Below are 18433 nucleotides of genomic sequence, written 5' to 3'. Positions count from 1 at the left end.
GAGACGAGGATGGAGTTCGAACTGATCGCCGACGGATTGCGCTTTCCCGAGGCGCCGGTCGTGATGGACGACGGCAGCATTATCGTCGTCGAGATCGAGCAGGGACGCATCACCCGCTGCTGGCCCGGCGGCCGCAAGGAGGTCGTCGCGACCCCCGGCGGCGGCCCCAATGGCCTCGCGATCGGCCCCGACGGCAAGCTCTATTGCTGCAACAACGGCGGGTTCCATTATGTCGAGGCGAACGGCTATCTGGCGCCGCATGGGATCGCGAGCGACTATTCGGGCGGGCGGATCGAGCGGATCGACATCGCGACGGGCGCGGTCGAAATCCTCTACAAGTCGGGCGACAACGGCGTGGTCCTGCGCGGCCCCAACGACATCATGTTCGACGCGCACGGCGGCTTCTGGTTCACCGACCATGGCAAGGTCGATTATGAAAAGCGCTGCCACGACGTCGTCGGCATTTTCTATGCCAAGGCCGACGGCAGCTTCATCGAGGAAGTGATCTTTCCGAGCTACAACCCCAATGGCGTCGGCCTGTCACCCGACGGGACGAAGCTCTACGCGGCCGAAACCTATACCTGCCGGCTGACCCAGTTCAACATCGTCGCCCCCGGCAAGGTCGACGATGCCGCGGGACCCGGCGGACCCGGCATTCCGCTCTATCGCCCCGCGGGCTATAAATTCTTCGACAGCCTGGCGATGGAGGCGAACGGCAATATCTGCGTCGCGACGATCGGCGAATGCGGAATCAGCGTCATCTCGCCCGACGGCGAGCTGGTCGAGTTCGTCGCGACCGACGATATCTTCACCACCAACATCGCCTTCGGTGGCGCCGACATGCGCGATGCCTATCTGACCCTGTCGGGCAGCGGACGGCTGGTGAAGACGCGCTGGGCGCGACCGGGGCTGACGCTGCAATATTGAGAAGGAACCACGGGCATGCACCGCGAAACCCACGCCGTCGAGCGCATCGGCTGGCTGCGCGCCGCGATCCTTGGCGCCAACGACGGCATCGTGTCGACCGCGAGCCTGATCGCCGGGGTCGCGGCGGCGGGCGCGGCGCAGGAGTCGATCCTCGTCACCGGGGTCGCGGGGCTGGTTGCGGGCGCGATGTCGATGGCGGCGGGCGAATATGTATCGGTGAGCTCGCAGGGCGATGCCGAAAAGGCCGACATCGCGCGCGAACGGCACGAGCTGAAAACCCAGCCCGACCATGAGCTGGAGGAGCTGACGCAGATCTATGAAGGGCGCGGGCTGGAGCGCGGCCTCGCCGCAGAGGTCGCGCGGGCGCTCACCGCGCACAATGCGCTCGACAGCCATTTGCGCGACGAACTGGGGCTGAACCGCGCGATGCGCGCGCGGCCGGTGCAGGCGGCCGCCGCATCCGCGGCGAGCTTCTCGGTCGGCGCGGCGCTGCCGCTGCTCGTCGTGCTGCTCGACACCGGCACCTCGCTGCCCTGGACGGTGTCGGCGGCGTCGCTGGTCTTCCTCGCGCTGCTCGGTGCGCTCGGCGCCTGGGCCGGCAACGCGCCGATCGCGCGCGCGGTGCTGCGCGTCAGCTTCTGGGGAGCGTTCGCGATGGCGGCGACGATCGCGATCGGGTCATTGTTCGGGGCCGCGGGCTGACGCCCATATGTTGTTATCCCGGCGAAAGCCGGGATGACGATCAAGCCTCGCGCCGTTCCAGCCATTCGCGCAGCGCGACGGCGTTGTTCCGTTCCTCGTCCTTCGCGGCATAGAGGAGGGTCACCGGGCCGGCCTCCATCGCCGCGTCCAGTTCGGCCAGCGCGGCCGCGACATCCTCGCCGCCGGCATCGAGCGCGGCGAAATATTCATTGCGGAAGGCGCGCCACGCCGCATCGCTGCCCGCGGTCGCGTGGTGGAACTGCTCGCGCATCGCGTCGCTGGGCGAAAGCGGTTTCAGCCAGGCGGCGAGGTCCGCCTTCTCCTTCGACACGCCGCGCGGCCAGAGGCGGTCGACGAGGAAACGCGCGCCGTCGCCCGCGTCGACGGGGTCGTATATGCGCTTGACCGCGATTGCATGGGCGCCGGGCATCTCTATGGGTATCGGCGATTCCGCGCGGGCGCGCAAGCCCGGCGACCGGCCGGGACAGGAAAGGACAGGCGACACCCATGAGCTTTACCACCGTCATCTTCGACTTCGGCGGCGTCATCACCGCCTCGCCGTTCGAGGCGTTCAACCGGCTGGAAGAGGAGCGCGGGCTGCCGCGCGACTTCGTGCGCCGCGTCAACGCGCGGGACCCCGACGGCAATGCGTGGGCGAAGTTCGAACGCGCCGAGATCGACGCGGCAACCTTCGACCGCGCCTTCGCCGACGAGGCGCGCGCCCTGGGACACGAGCTGGAGGGCGAGGCGGTGCTCGCGGTGCTCGCCGGCGCGGTGCGTCCGGCGATGGTCGCGGCGCTCGACACGCTGAAGGCGAAGGGCTTCACGATCGGCTGCATCACCAACAATGTGCCGAGCGGCAAAGGCGCCGGCATGGCGCGCAGCGACAGCGCGGCGGCCGAGATCGCGGCGATCATGGCGCGATTCGACCATGTCGTCGAATCGAGCAAGGTCGGAGTGCGCAAGCCAGACCCCGCGATCTACCGCATGATGTGCGCGGCGCTGGACGTCGCGGCGTCCGACTGCGTCTATCTCGACGACCTGGGCATCAACTGCAAGCCGGCGGCGATGCTGGGCATGCACGCGATCAAGGTGACGAGCGGCGAGCAGGCGCTCGCCGACCTGTCGGCGGCGCTGGAGATGCCGCTGCCCTAATGGGCGATCCATAAATCTGCATCACTTTTTTCCGTTCGTGCTGAGCTTGTCGAAGCACCGTCCTTTTTCTTGCTACGCTTGAAAGAAAGAACAGCCCTTCGACAAGCTCAGGGCGAACGGGATAGGGTGGCGCAGATTTAACGCACGCCACCCTAATGGGCCAGGAACAGCGGTATCCGGCTGCTGGTCAGCAGATAGTGGGTGACGCCGCCGAAGATCGTCTCGCGCAACCGGCTGCGGCCGAAGGCGCCCATCACGATCAGCCCCGCGCCCATCGCGAGCGCCTCCTGCTCCAGCCGTTCCTCAACCGTCTTGTCGCCGCGATCGACCGTCCGCAGCTCGGCATGAATGTCGTGGCGCGACAGATAGCGCAGCGCGTCGGTCGCGGGGAAATCGCCATCGTCGTCGCCGACGGTGACGAGGACGACCGGCCGCCCGCCGAGCAGCGGGATCGCCGCCCGCAGCGCGTGCGCCGCCTGGGCGCTGCCGTTCCACGCGACCATCGCGGGCGCCTCGCCGGCGAGCGCGCTTGCGCCGCGCGGCAGCGCGAGCACCGGCGCCGCCGCGCTGACGGCGAGATCGCCCGCGAGCATCGCCGGCGGGCCGCCGTGCCTTTCGTCCTTCGCGGCCGGCAGGCTGACCACCGCGAGATCGGCGAAGGTCGCCGCGCCGGCGAGCGCGCCGGCGATGTCGCCGTCGGCCATCGCGATGTCCCACGGCACATCCTCGCCCGCGAGCCGCTCGGCCAGCCGGCTTTCGAGCGCGAGGTCGTCGGCCTGCGCCGCGGCGAGCGCCTCGGCGGCGAAATAGGTGCCGCCGAAGGGGTCGAAGCTGACGAACTGCTGCAGCGGCGTCGCGATCAGCAGCGTCGCATGGCCTTCGAAGCGGCGCGCGAGGTCGAGCGCGACCTGCAGCCGGCCTTCGAAAGCGGAATCATTGTCGGCATGAACGAGTATCGAGCGCATGGGAGCCTCCTTTTAGCCGTCCGATACGACGATAATGCGCCGCAAGCCGCCGCGGTTCATTGACCGGCGTCAAGAACCGGGGCGATGCGCAGGCTGGCGGCCTGCTCGAAGATGCGGACCAGCACCGGTTCGGTATCGGCGACGCGCATCGCGACGTGGAATTCGACCGGCGCCGGCGGCGGCATGCCGGCCAGTTCGACAAGCGCGCCGCGCGCGACCTCGCCGCGCACCATCGGTTCGGGGAAGATGCCGACCCCGCCGCCCGCGAGCGCGATGTCGATCATCATCCGGGCATTGTTGCACAGGTTCAAGGAGCGCGGCGCGATGCGCGAGGCGTCGATCGCGTCGCGCATCCGGCCGTGGATCGGCGAATGGCTGGCGAGCGACCAGACCGACGCCGGCGCCGCCTCCCCGCCCGCATCGAAGGCCGCGGCGACCGCGGGGCTCGCGAGCCAGACCAGCGCGACCCGGCCGATCGGGCGCGAGGTCAGCGCCGGATGCGCGACCGGCCCCGCCGCGAAGGCCATGTCGGTGCGGCCGGTGAGCAATTGCTGGATCAGGTTCGCGGTCAGGTCGATCTCTATCTCCAGCCCCACCCCCGGCATCTCGTCCTTCAGCGCCGCGACGAAAGGCGGCAGGCAGCTTGCCGCCGCGATCTCGCCCGCGCCGATCCGCACCACCCCGCTCGCCTCGGCAAAGCCGCCGCTGCCGAGCAGCGCGCGCTCCATGTCGCGAAGCAGCGGGGCGCAGTCGCGCACCAGCTTGCGGCCGGCGGGGGTCAGCGACATGGCGCGCCCGTCGCGGCGGAAGAGCGCCGAACCCAGCCGCTGCTCAAGCTCGCGCATCCGCGCCGACACCGCGGGCTGGGTCGTGTTGAGCCGCTCGGCAGCGGCCGAGAAGGTGCCGAGCCGGTCGATCCACAGCAGGGTTTCGAGATGATAGAGCGCGATTCGATTGATCGACATTGCTTATGGATAATCTAAAAACACTATGATTAGAATTGATATGTCGGATGCGCCAATGTCGCGCCGCCAGCAGCAGGAGGCCGATTCATGGCGAACAAGCGATACCCCGACGCAGCCGCAGCCCTCGACGGCCTCCTCTTCGACGGGATGCAGATCTGCGCGGGCGGTTTCGGCCTGTGCGGCATTCCCGAGCGGCTGATCGACGCGATCCGCGATTCGGGGGTCAAAAACCTCACCATCGCGAGCAACAACGCCGGCATCGACGGCGAGGGGCTGGGCAAGCTGCTCCGCACCCGGCAGATCGGGAAGATGATCTCCTCCTATGTCGGCGAGAACAAGGAGTTCGAGCGGCAATATCTGGCCGGCGAACTGGAGGTCGAATTCTGTCCGCAGGGCACGCTCGCCGAGCGCTGCCGCGCAGGGGGCGCGGGCATTCCCGGATTCTATACCAAGACCGGGGTCGGCACCGCGATCGCCGAAGGCAAGGAAGTCAAGAATTTCGATGGACAGGATTATATCCTGGAGCGCGGCATCTTTGCCGACCTGGCGATCATCAAGGGATGGAAGGCCGACGAGAGCGGTAATTTGATTTTCCGCAAGACCGCACGCAATTTCAACCAGCCGATGGCGACCGCCGCGAAGATCTGCGTCGCCGAGGTCGAGGAGATCGTGCCCGTCGGCAGCCTCGACCCCGATGGCATCCACCTGCCGGGCATCTATGTGAAGCGCCTCGTCCTCGGCGCGCCCTATGACAAGAAAATCGAGTTCCGGACGGTACGCCCGCGGGAAGCTGCGTGAGGCGCGCGCTCACCCTGTCGGCCGGCCTGCTGCTCGCCGGCTGCGCCGCGACGCAGACCGCGCCCAAAACGGCGCAGGAGCCGCTGAGCGCCGACGTCCTCGCCTCGCAGGTGGGGGAAAAGCCGACCCCGGCCTCGCCGCCCACCGGCCAGCAATGGCTGTACGGATCGGCCGAAGGCGCGGTCGCATCGGCGCAGGCCTATCGCGCGCTCGCATCCTATGTGCGCGCCGTCGCCATCTCGGCCGCGCCGCACAAGCAGGTCGTGCTCGCCGAGGGATCGACGCCCGCCGCGCCGCGCTTCGACGATTGCGGCGACAAGCCGCTCGCGGCGGTGTTCGACGCCGACGAAACGCTGATCTGGAACCTCGGCGCGATGCGCTATATGGCCGAGCGGCACATGGATTTCGACCCCGCCGTCTGGGACCGGTGGGAAAAGACCGGCGCGGGTCAGGCGGTCGCGATGCCCGGCGTCGTCGATGCGATCGCCGCGATGCGCGCCGCGGGGGTGACGGTCATCGTCAACACCAACCGCACCGCCGCCAATGCCAAGGGCACCGAGGACACGCTGCGCGCCGCGGGACTCGGCGAGTTCAGGCATGGCGAGACCTTGTTCCTGATGGGCGACGCGCCCGACGGCGCGAGCAAGGACGGCCGCCGCGCGCGGATCGCCGCGCGCTGGTGCGTGATCGCGATGGGCGGCGACCAGCTCGGCGATTTCGCGCAGGCGTTCAACGCGCGCGAGCTGTCGGTCGCGGACCGCAAGGCGCTGGCGACCGGCGGACCGATCGCGGCGCTGTGGGGGCACGGCTGGTTCCTGCTCTCCAACCCCGTCTATGGCCCGTCGATCCGCGGCGGCTTTGCCGACATCTTCCCCTCCGACATTCAATGGGAGCCGAAATAATGGCCGACGAAACAAAGGGCTGGACCCGCGACGACATGGCGGCGCGCGCCGCGAGCGAGCTGGAGGACGGCTATTATGTCAACCTGGGCATCGGTATCCCGACTTTGGTCGCCAACCATGTGCCCGCAGGCATGACGGTGACGCTGCAGAGCGAGAACGGCATGCTGGGCATCGGCCCCTTCCCCCTTGAGGGCGACGAGGACCCCGACCTGATCAACGCCGGCAAGCAAACGATCAGCGAGCTGCCGCAGACCGCCTATTTCGGGTCGGAGCAGAGCTTCGCGATGATCCGCGGCGGCCATATCGACCTCGCCGTGCTGGGCGGCATGGAGGTCGCCGAGACCGGCGATCTCGCCAACTGGATGGTGCCCGGCAAGATGATCAAGGGCATGGGCGGCGCGATGGACCTGGTCGCCGGGGTCAAGAAGATCATCGTCGTGATGGAGCATGTGGCGAAGGACGGATCGCCGAAGTTCATCCCCGCCTGCACGCTGCCGCTGACCGGCAAGAATGTCGTCGACATGATCGTCACCGACCTCGCGGTGTTCAAGCGCGAGGACCATGCGAGCCCGTTCAGGCTGATCGAGCTGGCGCCGGGCGTGACGGCGGACGAGGTTGCGGCGAAGACGACGGCGAAATATGAGGTGGCGCTGAAGGCGGACTGAGCAGGCTCGGTCCGGATCGACCGCCATACCGGCTCGTCAGGTGCGTGACCCCCGGCGAAAGCCGGGGTCCATGCGATGCAGGCGTGCGCCATCTGGACTCCGGCTTTCGCCGGGGATCACGCACTTCCCAGTCAGAATATGGCAAAGCAAACAAGTTCAGGGTGGCGATCAGACCCGGCTGTATTGCAAATATAATACAGCATCGATAGAAGAGACGCATGTCGCTTCTCCTGCTGCCGCTGCTCGTCCTGGCGCCAGACGCCGTGCCCGTCGATCCCGCCCCGCCCCGCGACTGGGCCGCGGCGCTGCGGACCGACGCGCAGGCGATGCACGACGATATCGCGGCAAATCACCCGGGCCCGGTCAACGCGCTCGATCCCGATTTTTCGAAGCGCAACGACGCGGGGCTGGCACTGGCCCTGACGCGCGCGGACAAGGTGAAGGGTTTCGCCGGCTATTATTACGCGCTCAAGGCCTATGCCGCCGCGTTCGATGACGGGCATCTGAACATTCGCGCCGGCGACGATGCCCCGGCGCTGCAGGCGCGCTGGCCCGGCTTCCTGACCGGCTTCGACGGCGAGAAACAGGTGGTGAAGACGCGCGCCGACGACGCGCCGGTGCCGATGGGCGCGGTGCTCGAAGGCTGCGACGGCAAGCCCGCCGACCGGCTTGCGGCGGAAAATGTCGGGGCGTTCGAGGGGCGCTGGTTCCTCGCCTCGCGCCGCTTCCGGCTCGGCGGGCAATTGTTCGTCGACAGGGGCAATCCCTTCGTCGCGCGGCCCGCGCGCTGCCGCTTTCTGGTGAACGGAACGCCGCGCGAGGTCGCGCTGGCCTGGCGCCCGATCGCGCCCGAGGCGCTGGCCGCGCGGCTGCACGACACCGACCAGATGGCGCGCGAGCCGATCGGAGCGCGGACGCTGGCCGACGGGACGCGCTGGTTCACGCTGTCGGGGTTCGATGGCGACCCCGATTCGGCCGACGCCAAGGCGCTCGGCCCGCTGATCGACGCGATGCGCGCCGACCGCGCCGCGCTCGCCGCCGCGCCGCGCATCGTCCTCGACCTGCGCGGCAACAATGGCGGATCGTCCGACTGGTCGGCGCAGATCGCCGCCATCCTGTGGGGACAACAGCGCATCGAGGCGCTGCCGGGTGCGACCGGCGTCGACTGGCGCGCGTCGGCGGGCAATGTGAAGACGCTCAGCGATTTTCGCGACCATGTCCGCGATGCGCCGGGCACGTCGGACGCGATGAAGCGCTGGATCGACGCCACGGTGAACGGCGTCACGGCGGCCCATGATCGTGGCGAACCGCTGTGGCGCTTCACCGACCCGGAGCCAGCGAAGACGCCCGGCAAACCGCCCGCGCCGCCCGCCGGCCCGGTCTATTTCATCACCGACAGCGGCTGCGCCTCGGCCTGCCTCGACGCCGCCGATCTGTGGAAGGGGCTCGGCGCGATCCAGGTCGGGCAGGAAACCAGTGCCGACACCCTTTACATGGATGTGCGGCAGGACAAACTGCCGAGCGGCCTTGCCCGCATCGCGGTGCCGATGAAGGTCTATCGCGGCCGGGAGCGCGGATCGAACGAGCCGCTGCACCCCGTGCATCCCTATCCGGGCGATCTGCGCGACACCGGCGCGCTCGCCGAATGGATCGCGACGCTGCCCGAAAACCGCTGACCGCCCGCTCGCCCCGTCCATGCTTCCTACCGGCTCGTTGGGGGTGACGACCGGGAAAGTCGCGGCTAAGAGGGCGGCATAATATGAGGTCGCCATCCCCCAACAAGTCCGCGCTGCGGTCTCTTCTCGCGCTCTTCGCGGTTGCCGCGCTGGGGCTGGGCTGGTTCGGCCTTCACGCCTCCGGCGGCGGCGAACCCCTCGCAAGCGTTCCGATCCCGATCAACGCGCCCGAAAACCTGCCCGACACGCCCGCCGAATGGCGCGGCCGGATCGACTATCGCGCGCTCGACCGGCAATTGTCCGACCTGTCGCGGCGTCCCGAAATGGCGGGGCTGGCGGTCGCGGTGGTGGAGGACGGCGAATTGCGCTTCGTCCGCGCCTATGGCGTCGCCGACCGCTCGACCGGGGCGCCGGTCACGCCGCACACCCTGTTCCGCTGGGCCTCGGTGTCCAAGACCGCAACGGGTGTCCTGGCCGCCGCGATGGCGAAGGACGGCACGATCGACCTCGATCGCCCGGTCGCCGCCTGGCGAACGTCGCTGCATCTGCCCGGCGGCGCCGAGGCGCGCGTCACGCTCGGTGATCTGCTGTCCCAGCGCACGGGCCTGACCAAAAACGCCTATGACGACCGGCTGGAGGCCGGACAGAGCCCGGCGCTGTTGCGCGCGAGCCTTGCCGACGCGCCCCTGCAATGCGAACCCGGCACCTGCCACACCTATCAGAATATCGCCTTCGATGCCGCGAGCGAGATCTTGGGACAGGCCGCACGCAAATCCTTTGCCGATGCGGTGCGCGATCGCCTTTTCCTTCCGCTCGGCATGGTCAGCGCGGGCTATGGGATGGACCGGCTGACGGGTGCAAGGGATTGGGCCAGGCCGTACCGGGGTCGCGCGCTCCTTCCGCTCGTCGAATCCTATTGGCGCATTCCCGCGGCCGCGGGCGTCGAAAGCGATGTCGTCGATTTCGCGCGATGGATGCAGGCCATGATGGGAGAGCGCCCGGAGGTGCTGCCGAAGGCGGTCTTGCAGATCGCCCACCATTCCCGCGTGAGCACGGCGCGTCCCTATGGCGGCGCCCTGCGTCAGGCCACCAGCGATGCGGGCTATGGCCTCGGCTGGCGGAGCTTTACCTATGACGGCCTCAGGCTCGAAGGCCATTCGGGCGCGGTTTCGGGCTATCGTTCCACGCTGATGTTCGAACCGGCGACGCGGACCGGCATCGTCGCGCTGTGGAACAGCGATTGGGGATGGCCCTATCGCATCCCGTTCGCCGTGTTCGACAGCTATCACAAGCGCGAAGACGCGCGCTGGCTCGACCTTCGCACGCTGCCCCCGGTCAAAGGCGAAATCGCCGGAAAATCGGCGGACACCTCTCACGTCGGCTAAAGGCAAGGCGAGGGCGAACTGGCGGCGGCGGGGGTGGTGACGGCGGATTACCGGACGGCCTGAGCGGGTCAGTCGGCCAGCGCCTCTCTGACCACCGCGATCCCCGCCTCGCGCTGCGCCTTGAGTTCGGCCTTCAGCTTCGCCGGGTCGCGGGCGAGCAGGAAGCCGAAGCTGACCCCACCCTTCTTGCCGGTCGTCGCGTGGTGGAGCCGATGCGCCTGCACCAGCCGCCTGGCATAGCCGCGCCGCGGCACCCAGCGGAACCAGCGCTGGTGGACGAGGCCGTCGTGCGCCAGCGTGTAGAGGATGCCGTAGAAGAGGATGCCGAGCCCGATCCACGTTCCGGGCTCCCATGCCTTCGCGCCCAGGATCATCGGGCTGCCGAACGCGAACATCGAGGTGCTCATCGCCGCGCCGACCAGCGCGAAGCGGTCGTTCTTTTCCAGCCGATGCCCGTGCGGTTCGTGATGGTCGCGGTGCCACGCCCAGCCGAAGCCGTGCATGATATATTTGTGGCTTGCCCAGGCGACGCCCTCCATCGCCGCCACCGTGGCGAGGACGAGGGCGAGGATGGCGAAGGTGGACATGATGCCGTTATAGACCAACTCGTCGCCCCCGCGAAGGCGGGGGCCGCTATCGTTTTACGCCGACATGCCGGCCAAGGCCGACGGCGGCCCCCGCCCTCGCGGGGGCGACGGTGTATCGCGACCGAAAATTGCGTTTTTGATCGCCACTCGCTTGCATTGTTATGCAGGCGGCTTAAGTGGACCGCATGACTCGGCCCCGCACCCTCTATGAGAAAATCTGGGACGCGCACGTCGTCGAACGGCGCCCCGACGGAACCTGCCTGATCTTCATCGACCGCCACCTCGTCCATGAAGTCACCAGCCCGCAGGCGTTCGCCGGGCTTCGCGCGAGCGGCCGCACGGTGCGGCGTCCCGACCTGACGCTCGCGGTGCCCGACCATAATGTGCCGACGACGGCGCGGCTCGACGCGGCAGGGAATAAATTGCCGATCGCCGACCCTGAAAGCGCGGCGCAGCTCGCGGCGCTCGAGAAGAACGCGCCCGATTTCGGTATCCGCTATATCGACGCGGTCGCGCCCGAGCAGGGCATCGTCCATGTCGTCGGGCCCGAGCAGGGCTTTTCGCTGCCCGGCACGACGATCGTCTGCGGCGACAGCCACACCGCCTGCCACGGCGGTATCGGCGCGCTGGCCTTCGGGATCGGCACCAGCGAGGTCGAGCATGTGCTGGCGACACAGACGCTGCTGCTCCAACCCGCGAAGACCATGGAAGTGCGCGTCGAGGGCGAGGTCGGCCCCGGCGTCAGCGCGAAGGATATCATCCTCCACATCACCGGCACCATCGGCGCCGCGGGCGGCACCGGCCATGTCATCGAATATACGGGCAGCGCGATCCGCGCGCTGTCGATCGAGGGCCGGCTGACCGTCAGCAACATGGCGATCGAGGGCGGCGCACGCGCCGGGCTGATTGCGCCCGACGAGGTGACGTTCGAATATCTGAAGGGCCGTCCCTATGCGCCGAAGGGCGCCGATTGGGACGCCGCGGTCGAATATTGGAAGAGCTTGGCGACCGATCCGGGCGCGACTTACGACAAGGTCGTGGTCATCGACGCCGCCGACATCGCGCCGAGCGTGACCTGGGGCACCAGCCCCGAGGATGTCGTGCCGATCACCGGCAGCGTCCCCGACCCCGCCAGCTTCGCCGACCCGTCGAAGCAGGCGGCCGCGGCCAAGAGCCTCGCCTATATGGGGCTCGAACCCGGCACGCGGATGCAGGATGTGCCGATCGAGAATATCTTCATCGGCAGTTGCACCAACAGCCGCATCGAGGACATGCGCGCCGCAGCCGCGGTCATCAAGGGCCGCAAAAAGGCGCCGGGCGTCAAATGGGCCATCGTCGTCCCCGGATCGGGGCTGGTCAAGCGCCAGGCCGAGGCCGAGGGACTCGACCGCATCTTCATCGACGCGGGACTCGAGTGGCGCGAGCCGGGCTGTTCGGCGTGTCTCGCGATGAACCCCGACAAGGTGCCCGCGGGCGAACGCTGCGCATCGACCAGCAACCGCAACTTCGTCGGCCGCCAGGGGCCGGGCGCGCGCACCCACCTCGTCAGCCCCGCGATGGCGGCGGCGGCGGCGGTAACCGGCCACCTGACCGACGTGCGGGAGCTGATGGGATGAGAGGGCGGCCTTTGGAGGATTCACGCGGAGACGCGGAGGCGCGGAGAGTGTCGATCGTCGCCCCCGCGTCTCCGCGTGAACCAAAAGGACGCCATTATTGGAGGCCATGCATGACCCCGCTGGAAAAAGTCGAGGGCCGCGCGATTCCGCTGGGGCTGAAGAATGTCGATACCGACGTCATCATTCCCGCGCACTGGCTGAAGACCACGACGCGCGAAGGCATGGGACGCGGGGCGTTCGAAAGCCTGCGCGCCGACCCGGACAATCTGTTCGACCGCCCCCAGTATAAGGACGCGCCGATCCTGATCGCGGGCGACAATTTCGGCTGCGGGTCGAGCCGCGAGCATGCCGCCTGGGCGCTCGGCGACCTTGGCATCCGGGTCGTCATCGCGCCCAGCTATTCGGACATTTTCTCGGGCAATGCGGTCAAGAACGGCATATTGCCCGTGGTGCTGCCGCAGGCGGCGATCGACCGGCTGATGGAGGTTGCCGAAACCGATCCGGTGCATGTCGACCTCGACACGCAGACGGTGACGACGCCGTTCCAGGATCGCTTCGCCTTCGAGATCGACCCGTTTCGCAAGATGTGCCTGCTCGAAGGGCTCGACGAGATTTCGCTGACCGAGAAGAGCGACGCGGCGATTGGTGCCTATGAGCAAAAGCTCGATGCCGAGCGGCCGTGGATGCGCCCGGCCGCGGCAGGCTTATAAGGCGGCACCGGCCCGCTCCCCCACGCGGCCTCCCCGACGATAGTAGCCTATGGGAGGCCGGGTGGGGGAGTGGGCCGGTGCCGCCACAACGTAAAAGGAGAAGATGATGAAGGCTCTCTTGTCGACCGCAACCGGCGGCCCCGAAACGCTGACGCTCGGCGAGCTGCCGCGCCCCACCGCGGGCAAGGGGCAGATCGTGATCGACGTGAAGGCGTGCGCGGTCAATTTTCCCGACGTGCTGATCATCGAGGATAAATATCAGTTCCGCCCCGAACGCCCCTTCGCGCCGGGCGGCGAGGTCGCCGGGCTGGTCGCCGAGATCGGCGAGGGGGTGACCGGGTTCAAGGTCGGCGACCGCGTGATCGCGGGCTGCGGCAACGGCGGCATGTCCGAAGCGGTCACGGTCGGCGTCCACAATGTCTATCACCTGCCCGAGGGGCATGATTTCGCAGCGGGCGCGTCGCTGCTGATGACCTATGGCACCAGCATCCACGCGCTCGTCGACCGGGGGCATATCGCGGAGGGCGACACCCTGCTGGTCCTCGGCGCGTCGGGCGGCGTCGGAATCGCCGCGGTCGAGCTGGGCAAGGCGTTCGGCGCGCGCGTCGTCGCGGGCGTGTCGAGCGAGGCCAAGGCGGAGATCGCGCGCGCGGCGGGGGCCGACGAGGTCGTCGTCTATGGCTATCAGCCGTTCGACAAGGATGCGTCGAAGGCGCTTGCCAACAGGTTCAAGGATGCGGTGGGGCCGGACGGCGCCAACGTCATCTATGACGCGGTCGGCGGCGATTATGCCGAGCCGGCACTGCGCTCGATCGCGTGGGAGGGCCGCTACCTCGTCGTCGGCTTCCCCGCGGGTATCCCGCGCCTGCCGCTCAACCTGACCCTGCTCAAGAGCTGCGACGTGGCGGGCGTCTTCTGGGGCGCGTTCGTCGCGCGCGAACCGGACCGCAACCGCGCCAATATCGCGCGGCTGTTCCAGCTTTGGGAGCAGGGCAAGATCAAGCCGCGGGTCACCGAAACCTTCGCGCTCGCGGACGGCGGCAAGGCGATCGCCAAGCTGGGCGACCGCAGCGCGGTCGGCAAGCTGGTCGTCACGCTCTGAAATACCGGCCCGACCCGGCGCTGACCGAAGCGCTGCGCGCGCTCGCGGCGCCGACGGGACGACTCGAACTGCGCGTCACGCCGGGCGCGAGCCGCGATGCGGTGGCGATCGCGGATGAGGTGGTGCAGGTCCGCGTCACCGCCCCGCCGGCCGACGGCGCCGCGAACGAGGCGGTGCTGCGGCTCCTCGCCGCCGCGCTAGGCCGCCCGCGCCGCGACCTGAGCCTGCTGCGCGGCGGCACCGCGCGCATCAAGCTGGTCGCGGTCGCGCCCGGTCAGTAGCGGGTCGGTTTGAATTTCCGCCCGGATAAAGAGCCGATCTCGTTCTTCCTTCATCATGCCGAACTTGTTTCGGCATCCATGGCCTGCTCTCTCGTCCGGCGCGGCATTCGTCGAAAGCGCGGGCCATGATGCTGAAACAAGTTGGCGCTTATCGCTTTCGCATCCGTCATCCCGTCATTGCGAGCGGAGCGAAGCAATCCAGAGTGCGCGCAAACCGCTCTGGATTGCTTCGCTCCGCTCGCAATGACGAAGTAAGGAGGCTTACGGATGCCAAGGGTATAATTGCCAAACAAGTTCAGGGTGACGCGAACAGAGAGGTGCGCCAACCCTGTACAGGTGAAAATCAAACCCGCTTCCCCCCCGGTTAACCCTTTATCAGGGCACGCGCCCTATGGTGCAAGGCCGGATTATAGGGACCGCACGCGATGGCGACTCGCCGCCCGACCAGTGAAGGACAAGCCGCGAGCCTCGCGAATATTTCGCGTACCCGCCGCGCGCAGCTCGTCGCCGAGTTCGAGGGCGAGCTGGGCATCGACCACAAGGAACGCGCCCGTCGCGCCTATGAGGAAAGACGCTGGGTGATCATCAAGACGATCATCGTCTGGACGATCGCGATCATGTTCTTCACCATCGCCTGCTACAAGCTGTGGCTGATGGGCCAGCTCGTCGACAAGCCCTTTTCCGACCTCGACCCGATGCGGAGCCTGTTCGGGGAATAGCGGCGGATAGTGCGGCGTGGACGCCGTTACCAAAATTTGGTAACATACGGCTCATGGCAGCGAAGAACACCTCGGTCGCGCTGGGCGAACCCTTCATCGAATTTGCCCGCCGCAAGGTCGAATCGGGCGAGTTCGCGACGACGAGCGAAGTCGTGCGTGAAGCGATGCGGCGCTACGTCGCTGAGGATATCCAGCTTCAGGCTCTGCGCGACGCCATTCGCGAAGGCTTGGAGAGCGGCCCGCCCGAACCCTTCGATTTCGACGAGTTCCGCGAGGAGATGCGCGCGAATTACAAGGGCGCCGCGTGACGCGTTACGCCTTGTCGCCGGCCGCGCGTCGCGACATCACCGACATCTGGCTCTACACAGCCGATCGCTGGGGCGTCGACCAAGCCGATGATTATGTCGGACAGATCGAAGACAATCTTCGCAAAGCGGCGGCGGGGCTGCGCATCGCTCAGCCGATCGACGAATTATGGAAAATCCGTTCGGGCCATCATCTGTGCCTGTTTGCCAAGGAAGCCGACGATGTGATCTGGGTCATCCGAATCCTGCATGAGCGGATGGATGTGAAGACCCAGATCAATAAACCCGCGCCTTCGGCTTGATATATTCCACGTCGTCCGACAGCGTATATTCGTGGACCGGGCGGTAGTCGAGGCGGACCGCGCCGCCCTTGCCGCCCCAGCCGTCGAACCAGCTCACCGTGTGCTTCATCCAGTTCGCGTCGTCGCGGTTCGGGAAATCCTCGTGCGCGTGGGCGCCGCGGCTTTCCTTGCGGTTGAAGGCCGAGTGCATCGTCACCGTCGCCTGCGCGATCAGATTGTCGAGCTCGAGCGTCTCGACGAGGTCGGTGTTCCAGATCAGGCTGCGGTCGGTAACGTGGACGTCCTGCATCCGCGCATAGGTCTTGGTGAGCTTTTCCTTGCCCTCCGCCATCAGTTCGTCGGTGCGGAAGACCGCCGCGTGCTGCGACATGGTGCGCTGCATCTCGGTGCGGATCTCCGCGGTCGGCGAGCCGCCGTTGGCATTGCGGAAATGGTCGAGGCGGCCGAGCGCGAGGTCGGCGCCGTCCTTCGGCAGTGGGGCCTGCGCCGCGCCGGGCTTGACCAGTTCCTTCAGCCGATGGCCGGTCGCGCGGCCGAAGACGACGAGGTCGATCAGGCTGTTCGAGCCGAGGCGGTTCGCGCCGTGGACCGACACGCACGCCGCCTCGCCCACCGCGAACAGGCCGGGCACGACATGTTCGGGATCGCCGTCCTTCAGCGTCACCACCTCGCCATGATAGTTGGTCGGGATGCCGCCCATATTATAGTGGACCGTCGGCACGACCGGCAGCGGGCCGCGGGTTAGGTCGACGCCGGCGAAGATCTTGCCGCTTTCGGTGATGCCGGGCAGGCGTTCGTGCAGCACCTTCGGGTCGATATGATCGAGGTGCAGCCAGATATGGTCCTTGTGCGGGCCGACGCCGCGGCCTTCGCGGATTTCGAGCGCCATCGAACGCGACACGACATCGCGCGACGCGAGATCCTTGGCCGACGGGGCATAGCGTTCCATGAAGCGCTCGCCCTCGCTGTTGGTCAGATAGCCGCCCTCGCCCCGCGCGCCCTCTGTAATGAGCACGCCAGCGCCGTAGATGCCGGTCGGGTGGAACTGCACGAATTCCATGTCCTGGAGCGCGATGCCGGCGCGCAGCGCCATGCCGCCGCCGTCGCCGGTGCAGGTGTGCGCCGAGGTGGCGGTGAAATAGGTGCGGCCGTAGCCGCCGGTCGCCAGCACCACGGCCTGCGAACGGAAGCGGTGGATACTGCCATCCTCGAGGCACAGCGCGACGACGCCCCGGCATTCGGGGCCATTGGCGCCGTCCTCCATGATCAGGTCGAGCGCGAAATATTCGATGAAGAAGTCCGCGTCATATTTCAGCGACTGCTGATAGAGCGCGTGGAGCATCGCGTGGCCGGTGCGGTCGGCCGCGGCGCAGGTGCGCTGCACCGGCGGGCCTTCGCCCATATTCTGCATATGGCCGCCGAACGGACGCTGGTAGATGGTGCCGTCGGCATTGCGGCTGAACGGCACGCCGGCATGTTCGAGCTCATAGACCGCCTGCGGCGCTTCGCGCACCATATATTCGATCGCGTCCTGGTCACCGAGCCAGTCCGACCCCTTGACGGTGTCGTACATATGCCATTGCCAATGGTCGGGCGTATTGTTGCACAGGCTGGCGGCGATGCCGCCCTGCGCCGCAACGGTGTGGCTGCGGGTCGGGAACACCTTGGTGATGCAGGCGGTCCTGAGGCCGGCCTCGGCGCTGCCCATGGTGGCGCGCAGGCCCGAGCCGCCGGCGCCGACGACGACGGTATCATATGTGTGGTCGATGATCTTGTAGGCGTCGGTCATGCCGCGGCACCCCCGGAAAAGGCGATACGGGCGATGGCGAAGATGCCGTAGGCGGCGCCGCCGATCGCGTAGAAGTTGAGAAGGACGATCGCGAGCAGTCGCGCCGCCTCTCCATGCACATAATCCTCGATCATCACCTGAAGCCCGAGGCGCAGGTGCCAGAAGACGCTGACGACCATCAGGATCAGGCCGAGCGCGACCATCGGGTTCGACGCCCAGCGCAATACCGCGCCATGGTCGCCGAGCGGCAGGCGGAGGAGCGAGACGACGAACCAGCCGACGAGCAGCAGGTTGCCGAGCGCGGTCAGGCGCTGCTGGAGCCAGTGGCCAGTGCCGTGATGCGACGCGCCGAGCCCGCGCACGCGGCCGAGGGAGGTTCCGTTACCCATGGAGCGCCTCCTGCGCGATATAGAGCCAGACCGCGGCGGTCGCGAGGATCGCGCCGACGAAGACGAGGATCGACCAGAGCCGGTTGATCCTGAGTTCATACCCCGCGCCGGTGTCGAGCACGAGGTGGCGCAGGCCCGAGAAGAGATGTTGGAAGAAGGCCCAGGTCAGGCCGACCAGCACGACCTTGCCGAGGATGTTGGTGACCTGATGAACGGAGCCGGCATCAGGATCGTGCCAGACACAGGCAAGGAAGGCGGCATAGGCGTCGGGACCGGCCGCGAGCGCGCCGAGCCACCAGAGGAACATCAGCGCGCCGACGATCGCCAGCCCGTCTCCGGTGATCCGATGGAAGATGGAGACCGCCATCGACGGCGCCCACTTATACACCCCGAGGTGCGGCGAGAGCGGTCGCCCGCCCGGTTGCTTGCCAGCCATATCAGCCCCGTATCTTCTGACTCTATCCGGTCGATGCGGGCCGGTTAAGCCTTCCTG

22 protein-coding genes are annotated in these 18433 nt (G+C 67.7%); 15 read left to right on the top strand and 7 right to left on the bottom strand.

The genetic code is table 11. The features are described 5' to 3' along the window. Window positions 1-9: 9 nt before the first annotated feature. Window positions 10-927: an SMP-30/gluconolactonase/LRE family protein gene (locus tag FHR21_RS15380; protein WP_184099904.1), complete on the top strand. Its 918-nt coding sequence runs from the start codon at window positions 10-12 to the stop codon at window positions 925-927. A gap of 15 nt (window positions 928-942) precedes the next feature. Further along, the gene (locus tag FHR21_RS15375; RefSeq protein WP_184099902.1) at window positions 943-1629 is read left to right on the top strand and encodes a VIT1/CCC1 transporter family protein; all 687 of its coding nucleotides are present in this window, start codon (window positions 943-945) and stop codon (window positions 1627-1629) included. Window positions 1630-1669: 40 nt separating this feature from the next. Here FHR21_RS15375 and FHR21_RS15370 read toward each other — a convergent pair whose 3' ends face one another. Beyond that, the gene (locus tag FHR21_RS15370) at window positions 1670-2059 is read right to left on the bottom strand and encodes a DUF488 domain-containing protein (RefSeq protein WP_184099900.1); all 390 of its coding nucleotides are present in this window, start codon (window positions 2057-2059) and stop codon (window positions 1670-1672) included. Between the two features lie 77 nt (window positions 2060-2136). Here FHR21_RS15370 and FHR21_RS15365 point away from each other — a divergent pair, with 77 nt between their 5' ends. Beyond that, window positions 2137-2784: an HAD-IA family hydrolase gene (locus FHR21_RS15365; protein ID WP_184099898.1), complete on the top strand. Its 648-nt coding sequence runs from the start codon at window positions 2137-2139 to the stop codon at window positions 2782-2784. 152 nt (window positions 2785-2936) lie between these two features. Here FHR21_RS15365 and FHR21_RS15360 read toward each other — a convergent pair whose 3' ends face one another. Then, window positions 2937-3749 (bottom strand): universal stress protein, encoded by an 813-nt coding sequence (locus FHR21_RS15360; RefSeq protein WP_184099896.1) that lies wholly within the window; start codon window positions 3747-3749, stop codon window positions 2937-2939. A 56-nt stretch (window positions 3750-3805) separates the two neighbouring features. Then, on the bottom strand, window positions 3806-4714 hold the full coding sequence (locus FHR21_RS15355; protein WP_184099894.1) for a LysR family transcriptional regulator: 909 nt from the start codon (window positions 4712-4714) through the stop codon (window positions 3806-3808). An 87-nt stretch (window positions 4715-4801) separates the two neighbouring features. Between FHR21_RS15355 and FHR21_RS15350 the strand changes: the two genes are divergently transcribed. The 5 genes from FHR21_RS15350 to FHR21_RS15330 all read left to right on the top strand — a co-directional run bounded on the left by FHR21_RS15350 (window position 4802) and on the right by FHR21_RS15330 (window position 10140). Next, complete coding sequence (locus tag FHR21_RS15350) at window positions 4802-5512, top strand: CoA transferase subunit A (RefSeq protein ID WP_184099892.1); 711 nt, start codon at window positions 4802-4804, stop codon at window positions 5510-5512. Next, window positions 5509-6414 (top strand): HAD family acid phosphatase, encoded by a 906-nt coding sequence (locus tag FHR21_RS15345; protein ID WP_184099890.1) that lies wholly within the window; start codon window positions 5509-5511, stop codon window positions 6412-6414. The genes FHR21_RS15350 and FHR21_RS15345 overlap by 4 nt, the downstream gene beginning before the upstream one ends. Continuing rightward, the gene (locus FHR21_RS15340; protein WP_184099888.1) at window positions 6414-7079 is read left to right on the top strand and encodes a 3-oxoacid CoA-transferase subunit B; all 666 of its coding nucleotides are present in this window, start codon (window positions 6414-6416) and stop codon (window positions 7077-7079) included. Before FHR21_RS15345 ends, FHR21_RS15340 begins: the two co-directional genes overlap by 1 nt. Before the next feature lie 218 nt (window positions 7080-7297). Beyond that, window positions 7298-8755 carry a S41 family peptidase gene (locus FHR21_RS15335; protein ID WP_246427263.1) on the top strand — a complete coding sequence of 486 codons (1458 nt, stop codon included), beginning with the start codon at window positions 7298-7300 and terminating at the stop codon, window positions 8753-8755. 83 nt (window positions 8756-8838) lie between these two features. After that, a complete protein-coding gene (locus tag FHR21_RS15330; RefSeq protein WP_184099886.1) occupies window positions 8839-10140 on the top strand; it encodes a serine hydrolase domain-containing protein in 1302 nt (433 codons plus the stop codon). A 68-nt stretch (window positions 10141-10208) separates the two neighbouring features. On the opposite strand, the gene FHR21_RS15325 is transcribed toward FHR21_RS15330, so the two are convergent. Continuing rightward, complete coding sequence (locus tag FHR21_RS15325) at window positions 10209-10727, bottom strand: sterol desaturase family protein (protein ID WP_184099884.1); 519 nt, start codon at window positions 10725-10727, stop codon at window positions 10209-10211. Between the two features lie 185 nt (window positions 10728-10912). On the opposite strand from FHR21_RS15325, the gene leuC reads away from it, so the two are divergent. The 7 genes from leuC (at window position 10913) to FHR21_RS15290 (ending at window position 15762) form a co-directional block, all read left to right on the top strand. After that, on the top strand, window positions 10913-12343 hold the full coding sequence (gene leuC, locus FHR21_RS15320; RefSeq protein WP_184099882.1) for a 3-isopropylmalate dehydratase large subunit: 1431 nt from the start codon (window positions 10913-10915) through the stop codon (window positions 12341-12343). A gap of 110 nt (window positions 12344-12453) precedes the next feature. Continuing rightward, the gene (leuD, locus tag FHR21_RS15315; RefSeq protein WP_184099880.1) at window positions 12454-13053 is read left to right on the top strand and encodes a 3-isopropylmalate dehydratase small subunit; all 600 of its coding nucleotides are present in this window, start codon (window positions 12454-12456) and stop codon (window positions 13051-13053) included. 106 nt (window positions 13054-13159) lie between these two features. Next, entirely contained in the window at window positions 13160-14155 is a 996-nt protein-coding gene (locus FHR21_RS15310) for an NADPH:quinone oxidoreductase family protein (RefSeq protein ID WP_184099878.1), read from the top strand. Further along, window positions 14152-14436 carry a DUF167 domain-containing protein gene (locus FHR21_RS15305; protein WP_184099991.1) on the top strand — a complete coding sequence of 95 codons (285 nt, stop codon included), beginning with the start codon at window positions 14152-14154 and terminating at the stop codon, window positions 14434-14436. Before FHR21_RS15310 ends, FHR21_RS15305 begins: the two co-directional genes overlap by 4 nt. A gap of 425 nt (window positions 14437-14861) precedes the next feature. After that, a complete protein-coding gene (locus tag FHR21_RS15300) occupies window positions 14862-15155 on the top strand; it encodes a hypothetical protein (RefSeq protein ID WP_184099876.1) in 294 nt (97 codons plus the stop codon). A gap of 53 nt (window positions 15156-15208) precedes the next feature. Then, a complete protein-coding gene (locus FHR21_RS15295) occupies window positions 15209-15463 on the top strand; it encodes a type II toxin-antitoxin system ParD family antitoxin (RefSeq protein WP_184099874.1) in 255 nt (84 codons plus the stop codon). Window positions 15464-15474: 11 nt separating this feature from the next. Continuing rightward, window positions 15475-15762, top strand: coding sequence for a type II toxin-antitoxin system RelE/ParE family toxin (locus FHR21_RS15290; protein WP_184099872.1), 288 nt, complete (start codon window positions 15475-15477; stop codon window positions 15760-15762). Here the strand turns inward: FHR21_RS15290 and sdhA are convergent. The 3 genes from sdhA to sdhC are packed head-to-tail and all read right to left on the bottom strand — an operon-like array spanning window position 15737 to window position 18376. Continuing rightward, window positions 15737-17551 carry a succinate dehydrogenase flavoprotein subunit gene (gene sdhA / locus FHR21_RS15285; RefSeq protein WP_184099870.1) on the bottom strand — a complete coding sequence of 605 codons (1815 nt, stop codon included), beginning with the start codon at window positions 17549-17551 and terminating at the stop codon, window positions 15737-15739. The two genes, FHR21_RS15290 and sdhA, sit on opposite strands and share 26 nt — an antisense overlap. Next, window positions 17548-17940, bottom strand: a complete 393-nt coding sequence (sdhD, locus tag FHR21_RS15280; RefSeq protein WP_184099868.1) for a succinate dehydrogenase, hydrophobic membrane anchor protein — start codon at window positions 17938-17940, stop codon at window positions 17548-17550. Before sdhD ends, sdhA begins: the two co-directional genes overlap by 4 nt. Then, window positions 17933-18376, bottom strand: coding sequence for a succinate dehydrogenase, cytochrome b556 subunit (gene sdhC, locus FHR21_RS15275; RefSeq protein WP_184099866.1), 444 nt, complete (start codon window positions 18374-18376; stop codon window positions 17933-17935). The genes sdhD and sdhC overlap by 8 nt, the downstream gene beginning before the upstream one ends. Between the last annotated feature and the right edge of the window lie 57 nt (window positions 18377-18433).

Source organism: Sphingopyxis panaciterrulae (assembly GCF_014199295.1).
Classification (GTDB): Bacteria; Pseudomonadota; Alphaproteobacteria; order Sphingomonadales; family Sphingomonadaceae; genus Sphingopyxis; species Sphingopyxis panaciterrulae.
The sequence above is the reverse complement of the archived record's forward strand: the minus strand, read 5'-3'. Positions and strand labels throughout refer to the sequence as shown.

What these genes read in the sequence shown, in the direction of transcription:
- FHR21_RS15380 (WP_184099904.1), top strand. Translation starts at nt 10, where the DNA reads ATGGAGTTCGAACTGATCGCCGACGGATTGCGCTTTCCCGAGGCGCCG.
- FHR21_RS15375 (WP_184099902.1), top strand. Translation starts at nt 943, where the DNA reads ATGCACCGCGAAACCCACGCCGTCGAGCGCATCGGCTGGCTGCGCGCC.
- FHR21_RS15370 (WP_184099900.1), bottom strand. Translation starts at nt 2,059, where the DNA reads ATGCCCGGCGCCCATGCAATCGCGGTCAAGCGCATATACGACCCCGTC.
- FHR21_RS15365 (WP_184099898.1), top strand. Translation starts at nt 2,137, where the DNA reads ATGAGCTTTACCACCGTCATCTTCGACTTCGGCGGCGTCATCACCGCC.
- FHR21_RS15360 (WP_184099896.1), bottom strand. Translation starts at nt 3,749, where the DNA reads ATGCGCTCGATACTCGTTCATGCCGACAATGATTCCGCTTTCGAAGGC.
- FHR21_RS15355 (WP_184099894.1), bottom strand. Translation starts at nt 4,714, where the DNA reads ATGTCGATCAATCGAATCGCGCTCTATCATCTCGAAACCCTGCTGTGG.
- FHR21_RS15350 (WP_184099892.1), top strand. Translation starts at nt 4,802, where the DNA reads ATGGCGAACAAGCGATACCCCGACGCAGCCGCAGCCCTCGACGGCCTC.
- FHR21_RS15340 (WP_184099888.1), top strand. Translation starts at nt 6,414, where the DNA reads ATGGCCGACGAAACAAAGGGCTGGACCCGCGACGACATGGCGGCGCGC.
- FHR21_RS15335 (WP_246427263.1), top strand. Translation starts at nt 7,298, where the DNA reads ATGTCGCTTCTCCTGCTGCCGCTGCTCGTCCTGGCGCCAGACGCCGTG.
- FHR21_RS15330 (WP_184099886.1), top strand. Translation starts at nt 8,839, where the DNA reads ATGAGGTCGCCATCCCCCAACAAGTCCGCGCTGCGGTCTCTTCTCGCG.
- FHR21_RS15325 (WP_184099884.1), bottom strand. Translation starts at nt 10,727, where the DNA reads ATGTCCACCTTCGCCATCCTCGCCCTCGTCCTCGCCACGGTGGCGGCG.
- leuC (WP_184099882.1), top strand. Translation starts at nt 10,913, where the DNA reads ATGACTCGGCCCCGCACCCTCTATGAGAAAATCTGGGACGCGCACGTC.
- leuD (WP_184099880.1), top strand. Translation starts at nt 12,454, where the DNA reads ATGACCCCGCTGGAAAAAGTCGAGGGCCGCGCGATTCCGCTGGGGCTG.
- FHR21_RS15310 (WP_184099878.1), top strand. Translation starts at nt 13,160, where the DNA reads ATGAAGGCTCTCTTGTCGACCGCAACCGGCGGCCCCGAAACGCTGACG.
- FHR21_RS15300 (WP_184099876.1), top strand. Translation starts at nt 14,862, where the DNA reads ATGGCGACTCGCCGCCCGACCAGTGAAGGACAAGCCGCGAGCCTCGCG.
- FHR21_RS15295 (WP_184099874.1), top strand. Translation starts at nt 15,209, where the DNA reads ATGGCAGCGAAGAACACCTCGGTCGCGCTGGGCGAACCCTTCATCGAA.
- sdhA (WP_184099870.1), bottom strand. Translation starts at nt 17,551, where the DNA reads ATGACCGACGCCTACAAGATCATCGACCACACATATGATACCGTCGTC.
- sdhD (WP_184099868.1), bottom strand. Translation starts at nt 17,940, where the DNA reads ATGGGTAACGGAACCTCCCTCGGCCGCGTGCGCGGGCTCGGCGCGTCG.
- sdhC (WP_184099866.1), bottom strand. Translation starts at nt 18,376, where the DNA reads ATGGCTGGCAAGCAACCGGGCGGGCGACCGCTCTCGCCGCACCTCGGG.